Raw genomic sequence first — 16,021 nt, 5'->3', positions numbered from 1 at the left:
CCCCATCCCCGATGTCACCCCGACGAAAGTCGGGGCCCATCCTGAGATGCCTCACCAGCCGCAAGGTGTGTGGAAACGACAGAAGGTGACGAGCGCTCCCACCGTGCCAGTGGATAACGTCAGGGCTGGGTCCCGGCTTTCGCCGGGATGACAGCCGGTGGGTGGGCGCGATGGTGCTGGCCAGCTATGCTGAATCGAAAGGAACGCCGCTCGACCGCCGCAGCTGCCCTTACCCCAGGCTCACCACATGGCTGACGAGGATGCCATCCTTCACGTGATGAACGAGTAACCCCGGCGGGTCCCCCGAGGACGCCTTCTTGCCGTCGACCACCAGCGTGCCCGGCTTGCCGACCGCTGGTGCAAGGGACGCCGGCACGCCCGCAAAGCGCGTGAACATCGGCCGGTGGAGGTGTCCGCAGGAGATGCCGAGCACCGTGTCGCGCGCTTTTCCGACGACCAGCGACAGCGCTTCCTGATTGCGGCAATCGATGGTCTCGTATTCGTCCATGCCGCAGTTGAACGGATGCTGGTGGAGGAAGATCAGCGCCGGCGGCCCGCCCGTACCGAGCTCGGCCTCGAGCCAATCGAGCACCGGGGCCGCATCGCCGTGCACCGCTCCATCGACCGTCACGTCGAGCCCGATGAGCCGCAGCGTATCGCCGACCGGCACCACATTGTTGAGCGGCCCCTCCGCCGGTCCACCGAACACCGCCCGCATCGCATTGCGGTTGTCGACATTGCCCGGCACCACCAGCAGCGGTACGCCGAAGGCGGAGAGCCGCTCCTTCAGCGCCTCGTACGCGGTCCGGTGCGAATGGTTGGCAAGGTCCCCGCTGACGGCGATCGCATCCGGGCTGATGGTGCCGAGCCACGCCAGCACCCGCTCCAGACGCGCCCACGAGGCGTCCTCGTCGATATGGATGTCGCTCAGCTGGGCGATGATCATTAGTCTTGTCCCCCCGCAACCAGCACCACCACCGAGCGCGGCGGCAGTGTCGCCGCGCCGCCGGCGAACGTCACCTCGGCCGCGTCCGACTGGAACCCGACCGACCAGTTGCCCTCCGGCAGCCGCGCCACGACCGCCTCCGAGCGTCGGTTGAACCAGACCAGCACCACGTCCTTCTTGACGCTGAGATGCATGCCGAGCACCGAAGCGCCGTGCTCGGACCAGTCGCCCTCGGTCATCTCGCGTCCGTCCGGATGCAGCCATACGACGTCGCGAACGCCCTGTCGGGCCTGGCCCGTGAGGAACTGGTCGTTGGTCAGCGCCGGATGCGCCTTGCGGAAGGCGTGGAGCGCCGCAACGTAGTCGACCAGGGTGCCGTCCGCCGCTTCCCAATCGACCCAGGTGATGTCGTTGTCCTGCGCGTAGGCGTTGTTGTTGCCGCGCTGGGTGCGCCACATCTCGTCGCCCTGCTGGATCAGCGGCGTGCCGCGCGAGAAGAAGAGCGTCGCAAGCAGCGCACGCACGTCGCGCTTGCGGGCCGCTATGATCGCCTCGTCGTCCGTTTCCCCCTCGAACCCGCAGTTCCACGAGGAATTGTGGTTGTGCCCGTCGCGGTTGTCCTCGCCGTTCGCCTCGTTGTGCTTGTCGTGGTAGCTGACGAGATCGCGCAGCGTAAACCCGTCGTGGACGGCCAGCAGGTTGACGCCGTGGCTGGGCTTGCGCCCGTTGAAGTCGAAGATCTCCGAGGAGCCGGCGACCTTGCCCGCGAGCGCCCCGATCTTGCCGTCGTCCCCGCGCCAGAAGCTTCTGACCTCGTCGCGGTAGGTGTCGTTCCACTCGCGGAACTCCGGTCCGAACTGCCCGAGCTGGTACCCGCCCGGGCCCGGGTCCCACGGCTCGGCGACGAGGATGGACTTGGAGAGAACCGGATCGGCCTTGATCTTTTCGAGCATCGCCGCATGCGGGTTGAACCCCGGCTCGCGCGCGAGGATGGTGGCGAGGTCGAAGCGGAAGCCCGAGACGCCCATCTCCTCGACCCAGTACCGCAGACTCTCGATGACGAGCCGCTGCACCGCCGGATGGTCGCCCCGCAACGTGTTGCCCGTGCCGGAATCGTTGACGAGTCGCTGCTCCCCGTCGACCTCGACGTGCCGGTAATAGGTGCGCGCATCCAGCCCCTTGAGGCTGAGGATCGGCCCTTCGGCATCCCCCTCGCCGGTGTGGTTGTAGACCACGTCGAGGATCACCGAGATGCCGTTCTTGCGATAAAGGTCCGTCATCACCCGCAATTCCTGCGGTCCACGCGGCGCCAGGCGCGGGTCGATGGCGAAATAGCTGACCGGGTTGTAGCCCCAGGCGTTGGTCAGCCCGAGCGAGGGCAGGTGCCCGTCGTCGATCCAGGCTGCCGTCGGCATCAGCTCGACGACGTCGACGCCCAGGTACTTGAAGTGCTCGATCACCCGCCGTGTCGTCAGCCCCGCGATCGTGCCGCGCAACGGTCCCTGCACGCTCGGGTGCTGCATGGTGAAGCCGCGCACGTTGAGCTCATAGAAAAGGTTCGGTGCCTTGCGGCGCGCACTCGCTGGCGGATTGCGCTCGCCCACCACGATGGCCTTGGGGATCAGCGGCGCGGTATCGACCCCGTCCTCGCGCGGCAGCCGCAGGCGCGGCGAGCGCACGAACACCCGGTCCAGCCGGCGCGCGTAAGGGTCGACTAAGAGCTTGTTGGGATCGAAGAAATAGCCCTGCGCCGGATTGTACTCGCCGTCCGCGCGAAAGCCGTAGCGCGTGCCGGGCCCGAGCCCGGCGATGCGCACGGCATGGATGTTGTCCTCGTGCACGTCCATCTCGAACCGGTCGGTTTCCCGGTCGAGCTCGTCGTAGATCGACACCCAGAGCGCCGAGGCGGTCTCCGAATAGACAGCGAAGTTGATCCCGTCTTCCACCACGCTGGCGCCGAGCACGGCGGTATCGCCGCCGCCCGGCACGATCTGGGGTTTCGAGGTGGCGGGGGTATCAGGTGATAACGCTTGGCTCACTGCGTCCGGTTCTCTTCTTGATGTGCGTCAGCGTCTCGGCGGTCTCGATGAGAGAGCCGAGCGCCGTTTGGGTTTCGAGGTCATGGCGGCCCCCAACCGCCTCGTAGCTTTCGAGATAGAGCCGCAGCGTCGCGCCCACCGTGCCCGTGCCCGAAAGCCGCACGACTATGCGCGAGCCATCCTCGAAGCCGATGCGCACGCCCTGCTTGCCGCTGACCGACCCGTCGACCGGATCGGTGTAGGTGAAATCGTCGGCGTAGACGATCCTGACCTCGTCGAAGCTTTTTCCCGGCAGGGAGGGCAGGCTCGCGCGGAGGTCCTCCATGAGCTGGCCGGCGATTCCCGCGTCGACCTCCTCATAGTCATGGCGCGTATAGTAGTTGCGCCCATAGGTCGCCCAGTGCTCAGTGACGATATCGTTGATGCTCTGCTTCCTCACCGCAAGGATGTTGAGCCAGAGCAGCACCGCCCAGAGCCCATCCTTCTCGCGCACGTGGTTGGATCCCGTTCCCGCGCTCTCTTCGCCGCAGATGGTAACGCGGCCGGCGTCGAGCAGGTTGCCGAAGAACTTCCAGCCCGTCGGCGTCTCGTGCATCTCGATGCCGAGCTTCTCGGCGACGCGATCCGCCGCCGCGCTCGTCGGCATCGAGCGGGCGATGCCCATTATTCCCGCCTTGTAGCCCGGCGCCAGGTGCGCGTTGGCGGCCAGCAGCGCCAGCGAGTCCGAGGGCGTCACGAACCGGCCCTTCCCGATGATCAGGTTGCGGTCCCCGTCCCCGTCGGACGCCGCGCCGAAATCCGGCCCGTCGGCGCTCATCAGTTCGTCGTAGAGGTCCTTGCAGTAGACGAGATTGGGGTCCGGATGGCCTCCGCCGAAATCGGGCGAGGGCACGCCGTTGACCACCGTCCCCTTCGGTGCCCCGAGCCTGCCCTCAAGGATCTCCGTGGCGTACGGCCCGGTGATCGCATGCAGCGCATCGAACTTCATGCGGAAGCCCGAAGCAAAGAGCGCGCGGATCGCCTCGAAATCGAAGAGCGTCTCCATCAGCCCCGCGTAGTCGGCCACCGGATCGATGACCTCGACCGTCATCCCCCCGACCTGCTGGGTGCCGAGCCTCGACAGGTCGACATCGCCCGCCTCGACGATCTTGTAGCTGGTGATGACTTTCGTGCGCTCATAAACCGCGTCGGTGATCTTCTCCGGCGCCGGCCCGCCGTTCGAGACGTTGTACTTGATGCCGAAGTCGCCGTCCGGCCCGCCGGGGTTGTGGCTGGCAGAGAGCACCAGCCCGCCGAAGGCCTTGTGATGCCGGATCACATGGCTCGCCGCCGGCGTCGAGAGCAGCCCTCCCTGCCCCACCAGCACCCGCCCGAACCCGTTGGCTGCCGCGATTTTTATGGCCTTCTGGATGGCGACGTCGTTGTAGTACCGCCCGTCCCCGCCGATCACCAGAGTCTGCCCTTCAAAGCCCTCGAGGCTGTCGAAGATCGCCTGGATGTAGTTCTCGACGTAGTTGGGCTGCTGGTAGACCGTCACGCGCTTCCTCAGCCCCGACGTGCCGGGCTTCTGGTCGGCGTATGGCGTCGTCTCAATCGTCTTGATCATGCTTCAGTCCCAACAGGTTGGCATAGATTTCGGCGTACCGGCCGGCGCTCGCCTCCCACGAGACCTCCGATTTCATGCCCCGGCGCTGCATCTTCTTCCACGTCTCGGGCTGCCGGTAGAGGTCGAGCGTGCGCCGTATGGCGTCGGCCAGCGCATGCGCATCGGGCGGGGCGAACTGCACGCCCGTCGCCACCCCCGCGTTGAGCGCGGCGACGTTCGCGTCGATCACCGTGTCGTTCAAGCCCCCGACGCGAGCAACGAGCGGGATGCACCCGTAGCGTAGCGCGTAGAGTTGCGTCAGCCCGCACGGCTCGAACCGCGAGGGCACCATCATCACGTCGGCCCCGCCCTGCACCAGGTGGCTGAGCTTTTCGTCATAGCCGGCGATGAACCCGACCTTGCCGGGATGGCGCAGCACCGCCGCGCGCAGCGCCGTCTCCAGCTCTGCATCGCCCGAGCCCAGCACCGCCAGCTGTCCGCCCTCGGCCACCAGCATGTCGAGGCAGGAAATGATGAGGTCGATGCCTTTCTGCCAGGCGAGGCGTCTGACGATGCCGAAGAGCGGGCCATCGCCCTTCTCCAGCCCGAACGCCTCCTGCAGCACGGCCTTGTTGACCGCGCGCTTGTGGATGGTGCTCGCCGTATAGGTCGCCGCCAGCGCCGGATCGGTAGCCGGATCCCAGGCTGCGGTGTCGATGCCGTTGAGGATGCCCGAGACGGTCGCCGAGCGCGCATCGAGCAGTCCCTCGAACCCCATACCGAAGGCCGCCGTGCGGATTTCGGCCGCATAGGTCGGGCTGACCGTCGTCACCACGTCGGCGCATTCGAGCCCTGCCTTGAGATAGCCGACGCCCGCGAAGTACTCGACGCCGGTGATCGAGTAGGCATGCGGCGGCAGGCCCAGGTAGCCGAAGATCTCCGGCCCGAACCGACCCTGGAACGCGATGTTGTGCACGGTCATCACCGTCCTAATGCGATCCGACGGCCCGTATTTGACGTAGGCCGGCACCAGGCCCGCCTGCCAGTCATGGGCATGCAGCACCTGCGGCCGGTAGCCCTCGACCAGTCCCTGCGCCAGCTCGTGGGCGACCCATGAGAGCGCCGCGAACCGGCGCCAGTTGTCCGGCCAGTCGCGCCCGTCCGGCCCGAGATAAGGGTTTCCCGGCCGGTCGTAGAGTTGGGGGGCGTCGATGACGATGAGGTCCAGCCCCTCGGCACGCGCGGCGATGAGCCTGGCGCTGCCCCCGAAGAGGTCGGCGAACTCGGCGACGACCCGCCCCCCGGCAATCTTCGCCCTGACCGCCGGATAGCCCGGCACGAGCGTGCGCATGGAGATGCCGCGCTCGGCGAGGGCCGCCGGCAATGCGCCGGTGACGTCCGCGAGCCCCCCGGTCTTGACCAGCGGGTAGACCTCGGAGGTGACCGAGAGGACTTCGATCATCGATTGGCCAGGTACTTGTCGATCATGGGCTGGGTGACGAGGGTGATGCCGGTTTCGGTGCGCCGGAACCACTTGGCGTCGAACTCTGGATCCTCGCCGACGACCAGCCCCTCGGGGATGCCGACGCCGCGGTCGACGACGACGCGCGTCAGCCGCGCCCCGCGCCCGATGTCGCAATAGGGCAGCACCACCGCCTCGTTGAGCTCGGAATAGGAGTGGACGCGCGAGCCCGTCGAGAGAAGCGTCTTCTGCAGCGCGCCGCCCGAGACGATGCAGTCGCCCGAGACCAGCGAGTTGACCGCCGAGCCGCGCCGCCCGTCATAGTCGTGGACGAACTTGGCCGGCGGCGTGATCTCGGCATAGGTCCAGATCGGCCAGTCGCGGTCGTAGAGGTCGAGCTGCGGAGTGATGTCGGTCAGGTCGATATTGGCCTTCCAGTAGGCGTCGACCGTGCCGACGTCGCGCCAGTAGGAGACCTCCTCGTTGGACGAGCGCACGCACGAGCGCGGGAAGCGGTGCGCCCAGGCCGTGCCGTTCTTGACGATATAGGGGATGATGTCCTTGCCGAAATCGCGGCTCGAGCCCTCGAGCGCCGCGTCGCGCCGCAGCTGCTCCATCAGGAACCGCGTCTCGAAGACGTAGATGCCCATGGAGGCGAGCGCGAAGTCCGGCTTGTCGGGAATGCCCGGCGGGTCCTTGGGTTTCTCGACGAAATCGACCACCCGGTCGCGCCCGTCGACATGCATCACACCGAAGCCCGTCGCTTCCATGCGCGGCACCTCCAGGCACCCGATGGTCACGTCGGCGCCCGTGTCGACGTGCTGGCGCAGCATGATTTCGTAGTCCATCTTGTAGATATGGTCGCCCGCCAGGATCACGATGTAGCGCGCGCCATAGTCCTCGATGATGTCCATATTCTGGTAGACGGCGTCGGCCGTGCCCGCATACCACATGTCTTCCTTGACCCGCTGGCTCGCCGGCAGGATGTCGAAGCTCTCGTTACGCTCGGGCCGCAGGAAGTTCCAGCCGCGCTGCAGGTGGCGGATGAGGCTGTGCGCCTGGTACTGGGTCGCGACCGATATGCGCCTGATGCCCGAATTGATGGCATTGGAGAGCGCGAAATCGATGATGCGCGACTTGCCCCCGAAATAGACCGCGGGCTTGGCGCGCCGGTCGGTCAACTCCATCAGCCGCGTGCCCCGGCCTCCCGCCAGGACATAGGCCATCGCCTCACGGGCCAGTGGCGACGGTGTTCTGTAGTCTGCCATTTAGTACCCTCCTCAGGAGCCCGGATTGGTCCGGGTCGTATGCGTTGATTGGAAGACGCTGCCCTCGGCGCGGGGCTGCAACACCCCCCTCCCATCCTCCCCCGCAAGGGGGGAGGTGTGGTTCTGTGTGTGGGGCGAAATAGTGCCACAAGCACGATGCGGCACCTCCCCCCTTGCGGGGGAGGATGGGAGGGGGGTGAACCCCGCTCTCGCTCGAAAATCGCGACGCCCCCCGCCCCTTGCCGCCATCAACCGCCCTCAAACTTCAGCACCAGCGTCGAAAGCGGCGGCAGGTAGAGTTTCGCTTCCGCCGGCATGTGCCGCCCCGTCACCGCAGCCGCCGTCACCGCGCCCTGGTTGCCGCCGTTGGAGCCGCCATACCAGCCCGCGTCCGTGTTGATCCGCTCGATCCACCGGCCGGCGATCGGCATCGGCACGACGTAGTTGTCGCGCGGCACCGGCGTGAAGTTGGAGACGACCACCACCGGATCGGCGTCCGGCGCGCGCCGCACCCAGGCGAAGACCGAGTTGTGCTGGTCGTTGCCGATGATCCACTCGAAGCCGTCCGGCTCGCAGTCGCGCGCGTGGAGCGCCGGCAACTCGCGATAGGCCGCGTTGAGGTCGGCGATCAGCCGGCGCACCCCCTCGTGCATGCCCGCATCCAGCAGGAACCAGTCGAGCGCCTTGCCGTCGTTCCATTCTTCGCGCTGGGCGAACTCCTGGCCCATGAACAAGAGCTTCTTGCCCGGATGCCCCCACATATAGCCGTAGTAGGCGCGCAGGTTGGCGAACTGCTGCCAGTCGTCGCCGGGCATCTTGGAGAGCATCGAGCCCTTGCCATGCACCACCTCGTCGTGGCTGATCGGCAGCACGAAGTTCTCCGAGAAGGCATAGATCATGCCGAAGGTCATGTCGTTGTGGTGGAACTTGCGATGGACGGGCTCGCGGCTCATGTAGCGCAGCGTGTCGTTCATGAAGCCCATGTTCCACTTGAAACCGAAGCCGAGCCCGCCGCTGTGGACGGGCGCGGAAACGCCGGACCAGGCGGTCGACTCTTCGGCGATCATGAACGTGCCGGGATGCAGCCGGTAGGTTTCCGAGTTGACGCGCTTCAAGAACTCCACCGCCTCGATGTTCTCGTTGCCGCCGAACTTGTTGGGCACCCACTGCCCGTGCTGGCGCGAATAGTCGAGGTAGAGCATCGAAGCCACCGCATCGACGCGCAGCCCGTCGATATGGAAGGTCTCGAGCCAGTAGAGGGCGTTGTTGACGAGGTAGGAAACGACCTCCTTTCGCCCGAAATTGTAGACCGCCGTGTTCCAGTCCGGATGGTAGCCCTGGCGCGGGTCGGCGTGCTCGTAGAGCGCCGTGCCGTCGAAGTGGGAAAGACCCCATTCGTCCGTCGGGAAATGCGCCGGCACCCAGTCGAGGATGACGCCGAGCCCGGCGTTATGCGCGGCATCGACGAAGCGGGCGAACCCGGCGGGATCGCCGAACCGCGCGGTCGGCGAATAGAGGCCGGTCGGCTGGTAGCCCCAGCTCGGATCGAACGGATGTTCGGAGATCGGCAGCAACTCGATATGGGTGTAGCCCATGTCGGCGACATAGGGCACGAGCTGATCGGCGAACTGGTCATAGTCGAGGAAATGCCCGTCCGGCCGCCTTCGCCACGAGCCGAGGTGCACCTCGTAGATCGACATGGGGCTGCGCCGCCAGTCTTTGCGGGCGCGCGCTTCGAGATAAGCGCCGTCCGTCCAGGTGAAGGGGGTGGGATCGGGCACGATCGAGGCGTTGCGCGGGCGCAGCTCCGACTGGCGCGCGAAGGGGTCGGCCTTCAGCGGCAGGAGCTTACCGTCCGCTCCAACGATCTCGTACTTGTAGACCGTGCCGGTGCCGAGGATCGGGATGAACACCTCCCAGATGCCGGTGTCCATGCGCTTGCGCATGGGGTGGCGCCGGCCGTCCCATTCGTTGAAGAGCCCGACGACCGACACGCGCTGCGCATTGGGGGCCCAGACGGCGAAATGCGTGCCGTGGATGCCCTCGAACTCCATCTCGTGGGCGCCGAGCTTGTCGAAAAGCCTGAGGTGGCTGCCCTCGCCGATATAGTAGTCGTCCATGGGCCCGAGCACCGGCCCGAAGCTATAGGGATCGTAGACGTCCCACTCGCCGCCCTCATTGGCCGCGCGATAGCGGATCGGCTGAGGCCGGTCGATCGTCACCTTGCCCTCGAAGAATCCGGCCGGGTGGCGCTGGATCATCGGGCCGAGCTCGGTTCCCTCGAGCGTATGGGCATGGAGCGTCTGCGCATGCGGCACGAACGCCCGCAGCACCGAGGTGCCGCCCACCTGGTGCAGGCCCAGGAATGCAAAGGCGTTGCCATGCCGGCCGTTGACGATCGCTTCGATCTCGCGCGGATCGGCCTGCCAGTTCTCATTGCTCACGTACACATCCCCCCGGTCGTCTTTCTTCTCGTCCGCTTCATTGGGCAGCGGGCGGTGCCCTCGTTCCGCGCATGGCGGAACCCGAACGTCGAAATCGGCTAGTGCGTTGCGAGGGGCACCTCCCATATGTCCTCGGCGTACTGCCGGATGGTCCGGTCGGACGAGAAGAAGCCGACCCGGGCGGTATTGAGGATGGCCATCCGGTTCCACCTGGGCTTGTCGAGCCAGAGCTTGTCGACCTTGGCCTGCGCGGCGGCATAGGCGTCGAAGTCGCGCGCCACCATGAACCAGTCATGGTCGTAGAGGCCGCCGATGAGGTCGCGGTAGCGGTTGCGGTCGTCGGGCGAGAACACGCCCGACGAGATGGAATCGAGCGCTTCCTTGAGGCGCGGCGATTTGTCGATCGCGCCCGACGGCACCTCGCTCTTGGCGCGCTTTTCGGCCACCTGCTCGGTCGTCAGCCCGAAGATGACGATGTTCTCGCCCCCGACTTCCTTGTGCATCTCGACATTGGCGCCGTCCATCGTGCCGATGGTGACGGCGCCGTTGGCCATGAACTTCATGTTGCCGGTGCCCGAGGCTTCCATGCCCGCCGTCGAGATCTGCTCGGAAAGGTCGGCGGCCGGCACGATGATCTCGGCAGCCGAGACGTTGTAGTTGGGCAGGAACACCACCTTCAGGAGCCCGCGCACCGCCGGATCGTTGTTGATGACCCGCGCCACGTCGTTGATGAGCTTGATGATGAGCTTGGCGTTCCAGTAGCTGGGCGCCGCCTTGCCGGCGAAGACCTTGACGCGCGGCACCCAGTCCCGCTCCGGATGGGCGCGGATCTCATCGTAGGCGGCGACGGCCTGGATGATGTTGAGGAGCTGCCGCTTGTACTCGTGGATGCGCTTGATCTGCACGTCGAAGAGCGCGTCCTGCGAGACCGTCACACCCAGCCGGTCCTTGATGAGCCGCGCCAGCCGCGCCTTGTTGGCGGTCTTCACGTTGGCGAACTGCTCCTGGAACACCGGATCGTCCGCATGCGCCTCGAGCCCCCTGAGCTTGTCGATGTCGTCGAGGAAGCCCGGCCCGATCCGCTCGGTTATCAGGCGCGTGAGGCCTGGATTGCACTGCATCAGCCAGCGGCGCGGCGTGATGCCGTTGGTCTTGTTCTGGATGCGGTCGGGATAGAGCTTGTGCAGGTCCGAAAAGACCGTCTGCTTCATCAGCTCCGTATGCAGCGCCGAGACGCCGTTGATCGCGTGGGAGCCGACGAACGCGAGCTGCCCCATGCGCACCCGCCGCCCGCCGTGCTCGTCGATGAGCGAGACCCGCGCGATCTGGTCGTCGCCGAACTTGGCGCGCTGGCGCGCTTCCGTCAGCACGTCCGCGTTGATGGCGTAGATGATCTGCATATGCCGCGGCAGCAGCCGTTCCAGCAGCGCCACCGGCCAGCTCTCCAGCGCCTCCGGCAGCAGCGTGTGGTTGGTGTAGCTGAAGACGCCCTTGGTGATCTTCCACGCATCCGCCCACCGCATGCCGTTGAGGTCGACGAGGATGCGCATCAGCTCGGCGATGGAGATCGCCGGATGCGTGTCGTTGAGCTGCACCGCGACCTTTTCGGGCAATGAGCCGAGGTCGCCATATTGCTGCAGGTGCCGGCGCACGATGTCCTGGAGGGACGCCGAGGAAAAGAAGAACTCCTGGCGCAGCCGCAATTCCTGCCCCGCCGCCGTCGAGTCCGCCGGATAGAGCACCCGCGTGATCGCCTCGGCCCTGGCGCTCTCCTCGAGCGCCCCGATATGGTCGCCCGAGTTGAACTTGTCGAGGAGGATCGGATCGATCGGCTGCGCGCTCCAGAGCCGCAGCGTATTGACCCGCGCCCCGCGCCAGCCGACGATCGGCGTATCGAACGCCACCGCCATCAGGTGGTCGTTGGGCCGCCATTCCTGGCGCGCCGTGCCGTCCGGGTCCGTCACCGGCTCGACATGCCCGCCGAACCCGATCTCATAGGCGCTCTCGCGCCGCTCGAACTCCCAGGGATTGCCGTGGGCCAGCCACTCCTCGGGCAGCTCCACCTGCCAGCCCTCGCTCATCTCCTGCCGGAAGAGCCCGTGGGCGTAGCGGATGCCGTAGCCATAGGCCGGGATCTGCAGCGTCGACATCGATTCCATGAAGCACGCCGCCAGCCGCCCGAGGCCGCCATTGCCGAGCGCGGCGTCGGGCTCGAGGTCGAGCAGGTCGTCGAGGTCGACCTTGAGGTTCTTCAAAGCCTCGCGCACCGGCTCCATCAGCCCGACATTGCTCATCGCATCGCGCATCAGGCGCCCGATGAGGAACTCGAGGCTCAAGTAGTAGACGCGCTTGTTGGAGGTGCGCCAGGTCTCGCGCGAACTCTCCATCCACCGGTCCATGATGCGGTCGCGCACCGCATAGATCGTCGCCGCCAGCCAGTCGTGGCGGCGGGCGACGATCGGGTCCTTGCCGATGGAATAGGTGAGCTTTTCTAGAATTTCCGCCTGCAGAGCCTCGACCGTGATGGCGCGCGGCTCGGGCGTGGGAGCGTCGTATACGATAGGTTTTTGCGGCATTGTCGCAATTCCGGTATCATGACGATGTTCCCCTCTAATGGCGCCACTCTTGCACTTAATTTGTGCAGGCGGAAGCCCCTTTGCGCGCCGGGCCGGTCACGTCGGGCGCACCGGCTCGGCCGCTTCCGGCACCACCGGCTGCTCGGCCGGCCGCTCCACCCCGCCCTCGCGCGCCTGCTCGATAGCGTTGGAGATCAGCAGGTCCCGGCCCGCATCGATCCCGCCGAGCAGCTGCGCCTCGAAGCGCAGCTTGTCGCGCGTGCGCACGCCCGCCACCACCTCGATGATCTCGTCCTCGGTCGCGCCGAGCTCGCGGATGGCCTGCGCCCCGAAGCTCAGCGCCGATTCGAACGTCTCGCGCAGCTCGTATTCGACCCCGAGCTTGCGCAATTCGATCGCGTGCTGGCGGTCGAACGAGCGGGCGATGACCTTGACCAGCGGATATTCGCTGCGCATCAGCTCGACGATCCGGGTCGTTGCCTCCTTGTTGTCGGTGCACACCAGCACCAGGTCGGCATTGGGCGCGCCCGCAGCCCGCAGGATATCGAGGCGCGTTCCGTCGCCATAGTAGACCTTGAACCCGAAGGTCGCGGCGGCCTCGATCATCTCGACGTCGTTGTCGATGATCGAGATCGAGTGCCCCTGCCCCAGCAGCGCCTGGCTCGCGATCTGCCCGAAGCGGCCGAACCCGATGAGCAGGACACGCTCGCTGAGGTCCTCCGGCACGACGACGCCGTCGAGCGACTGCACGGGCTTGGGCATCACGTAGCGCAGCCCGACGAGGGCGAAGGGCGTCAGCACCATCGAGATGATGACGGTGGCCGTGAAGATGGCGTTGGTCGGCCCGTCGATGAGGCCGCTCGATGCGGCGGTCGTATAGAGCACGAACGCGAACTCGCCGCCCTGGCTCATCAGCACCGCGCGCTTCAGCGCCTCCTTGTGGCTGGAGCGCAGGAGGCGGGCGATGACATAGATGGCCAGCGCCTTGACGATCATGTAGCTGACGACCGCCACCGCGATGATCTGCCAGCTGGCCGCGACCACCGAGAGGTCGAGCGACATCCCGACCGCCAGGAAGAAGAGCCCGAGGAGGATGCCGCGGAACGGCTCGACGTCGGCCTCGAGCTGGTTGCGGAACGTCGAGGTCGAGAGCAGGACGCCGGCGAGGAACGCGCCCATCGCCATCGACAGCCCCACCGACTGCATGAGGAGCGCGGCGCCCAGCACCACCAGCAGCGCGGCCGCCGTCATCACCTCGCGGATCTTGGCGTTGGCGAGCAGCGAGAACACCGGGTTCATGATCCGCCGTCCGAGGAAGATCAGCACCACGACGGCCCCGAGCGCCAGGCCGATGCCGGTCAGGCGCGTGACCATGCTGACCTCGCCCGTCGACGGGGCGAGGATGGCAACGATCGCCAGTAGCGGCACGATGGCGAGGTCCTCGAGCAGCAGGATGGAGACCATCTTCTGCCCGCCGTCCGTCGAGAGCTGGTTGGCTTCGCCCAGGATCTGCATGACGATGGCCGTCGAGGTCAAAACGAACCCCATGCCGAAGACGAACGAAACCGCCGGTGCGAACCCGAGGAGGATACCGACCCCGGTCAGCAGCAGGCCGCACACCCCCACCTGCACCGCGCCGAGCCCGAAGATCTGCTTGCGCAGCGACCAGAGCCGGGCCGGCTCCATCTCCAGCCCGATGATGAAGAGGAACATGACGACGCCGAGCTCGGCGGCATGCAGCACGCTCTGCGGATCGGCGATGAGCCCGATGCCCGATGGGCCCAGCAGCAGGCCGGCCGCGAGGTACCCGAGCACCGTGCCGAGCCCCAGCCGCTTGAAGAGCGGCACGGCAAAGACGGCCGCCGCCAGCAGCACGACGATGGGCACGAGGTCTACGGCGCCGTGCGCGGCGTCGGCGGCATGGGCTGCGGCATCGGCCGCGTGCGAGACGGTTTCGGTATCCACTGGCAGGCTCCGGGGGCTCTTTCAAACCGCCGGTCGGCGGCTCCTGCCGAAGTGTTGGCGGCTCGCCCCCGCGCAGTCAAGCCGGCCCGTCCGCTATCAGCTATGCGCCGGCTCAACGCCGCTGGGCGCCGTGCCGCCCGGCGGCCGCATGCGCTCACGCTTACGCTCCTCGTCTTCGTCGTCGTTCTGTTCCCGGATCGCCTGCGCGGCGTTGGCGAGCAGCTCCTCGCGCCGGCTCATGTCGCGCGTGCGCCGCACCGGCCGGCGGGGCCTGACCGGCTGGCTCGGCACCACATGCCCCAGCACCGACTGGGCGATGAGCAGCGCGGGCACCGCGATGACGCCGCCGATCGGCCCCCACGCCCACAGCCAGAAGGTGATGGAAAGGAAGATGACGAACGGGTTGAGCGTCATCGCCCGTCCGATGAAATGCGGCGTGATGAGCTGGCCTTCGAGGAAGTTGACGACCATGTAGCACCCGACCGGCAGCAGGATCTGCTCGATCCCCGTGCGCGTCCCGAGCCCGACGGCGAGGAGGATCACCCACATCACCGCCATGCCCACATAGGGAATGTAGTTGAGCACCGCCGCCAGCGCCCCCCACAGCAGCGGCGAAGGCATGCCGATCGCCCACATGATGATCGAGACGACGATGCCGACCCCGACATTGATGATGGTGATCGAGATCAGGTAGCGCGACACCTTCTGCTCGATGTCGCGGAACATATGGGCGGTGCGCCAGCGCATGCGCCGGCTCACGCAAAGGGTAAGCATCGAGATGCGGATATGGTCGCGGGTGGCCACGAAGAAGTAGAGGCTGGCGAGGAAGATGGCGAACTGCGCCAAGATCGAGGGCGCCAGCAGCGCCACGCTCGTCACCGCGTTCCCGTCCTCCACCCGCACTTCCATGCGGGTGCTTTCCCCGAAAATGCCGCTCAGCTCCTCCTGGAAGGCGCCGAAGGACTGCAGCACCCCCTGCCAGCTGGCAAGCTCGCGCTGCAGCTTCTCCCAGATGGCGGGAGCCCGTCCGATCCATTCGGCGAGCGGAACCGAGAACAGCGCCCCGGCGACCAGCCCGAGGCCGATCAGCGTCAAGACGACGATGCCCGCCGAAAGCGCCGGCACCACGCCCCACGCCTCCAGCCGGTCGGCCAGCGGCCCGAACATCAGTCCGGTGACGATGGCAAGGAACACCGGCGCCAGGAACACCTGGCCCGCCTGCAGCGCGACCAGTGCGACCACGAGGCCTATGGCGACGACCGCAAGCCGGGCCGCATTGGCCAGAACGCGCTCGAACTGTGTATCCGACATCGGTTTGGCCACGCCCCCCATGCGCCGCGCCATGGTGTTTGCCTCGTCCTTCGGGAAAGGTCCCGATCAACGCAGAGGCAAGATGAACGTTCCGCCCCGCGCGGCCTCCCCTCCCCAGCTAGCGCCTCTCGCCAACCCCTCGGGTCGTCCTTCATTCGGGCGACCCAGCAGCCCGGCGTCTGCCGGCTCGTGCACAGCACTTCCACCACCGCGATCGTCACCCCGGCGCAGGCCGGGGCCCATCCTGAGATGCCTCGCCAACCGCAAGGTGTGTGAACCGGGCAGGAATGCAGCCGGTCTTCCCGTGCTCGTGGTGGTGTTCAGGGCTGGGTCCCGGCCTGCGCCGGGATGACAGCCGGTGGGTTGGCAGGAAGGTGCCACAAACACAATGCGTGCCCCTCCCCCTTGAGGGGAGGGGATAGGGG

General features: G+C 66.8%; 9 protein-coding genes. All 9 read right to left on the bottom strand.

The window, feature by feature from the left end:
- Positions 1–229 precede the first annotated feature (229 nt).
- The gene (locus tag VE25_RS05090) at positions 230–946 is read right to left on the bottom strand and encodes a metallophosphoesterase (RefSeq protein WP_046107517.1); all 717 of its coding nucleotides are present in this window, start codon (positions 944–946) and stop codon (positions 230–232) included.
- On the bottom strand, positions 946–2,985 hold the full coding sequence (glgX, locus tag VE25_RS05085) for a glycogen debranching protein GlgX (protein ID WP_244466866.1): 2,040 nt from the start codon (positions 2,983–2,985) through the stop codon (positions 946–948). Before glgX ends, VE25_RS05090 begins: the two co-directional genes overlap by 1 nt.
- Complete coding sequence (locus VE25_RS05080; protein WP_046107515.1) at positions 2,963–4,591, bottom strand: alpha-D-glucose phosphate-specific phosphoglucomutase; 1,629 nt, start codon at positions 4,589–4,591, stop codon at positions 2,963–2,965. The genes glgX and VE25_RS05080 overlap by 23 nt, the downstream gene beginning before the upstream one ends.
- Positions 4,575–6,029, bottom strand: coding sequence for a glycogen synthase GlgA (gene glgA / locus VE25_RS05075; RefSeq protein WP_046107553.1), 1,455 nt, complete (start codon positions 6,027–6,029; stop codon positions 4,575–4,577). The genes VE25_RS05080 and glgA overlap by 17 nt, the downstream gene beginning before the upstream one ends.
- Entirely contained in the window at positions 6,029–7,300 is a 1,272-nt protein-coding gene (gene glgC / locus VE25_RS05070) for a glucose-1-phosphate adenylyltransferase (RefSeq protein ID WP_046107514.1), read from the bottom strand. The genes glgA and glgC overlap by 1 nt, the downstream gene beginning before the upstream one ends.
- 248 nt (positions 7,301–7,548) lie before the next feature.
- A complete protein-coding gene (glgB, locus tag VE25_RS05065; protein ID WP_083988727.1) occupies positions 7,549–9,870 on the bottom strand; it encodes a 1,4-alpha-glucan branching protein GlgB in 2,322 nt (773 codons plus the stop codon).
- A complete protein-coding gene (locus VE25_RS05060; protein ID WP_046107512.1) occupies positions 9,843–12,320 on the bottom strand; it encodes a glycogen/starch/alpha-glucan phosphorylase in 2,478 nt (825 codons plus the stop codon). The genes glgB and VE25_RS05060 overlap by 28 nt, the downstream gene beginning before the upstream one ends.
- A gap of 96 nt (positions 12,321–12,416) precedes the next feature.
- Positions 12,417–14,207, bottom strand: a complete 1,791-nt coding sequence (locus VE25_RS05055; RefSeq protein ID WP_046107552.1) for a monovalent cation:proton antiporter-2 (CPA2) family protein — start codon at positions 14,205–14,207, stop codon at positions 12,417–12,419.
- Positions 14,208–14,381: 174 nt separating this feature from the next.
- Complete coding sequence (locus tag VE25_RS05050) at positions 14,382–15,629, bottom strand: AI-2E family transporter (protein WP_152664511.1); 1,248 nt, start codon at positions 15,627–15,629, stop codon at positions 14,382–14,384.
- Positions 15,630–16,021: the final 392 nt, after the last annotated feature.

Source organism: Devosia geojensis, assembly GCF_000969415.1.
In the GTDB taxonomy this organism is placed as follows: Bacteria; Pseudomonadota; Alphaproteobacteria; order Rhizobiales; family Devosiaceae; genus Devosia; species Devosia geojensis.
Note: the sequence above shows the minus strand (reverse complement) of the source record. Positions and strands in the feature narration are given on the sequence as shown.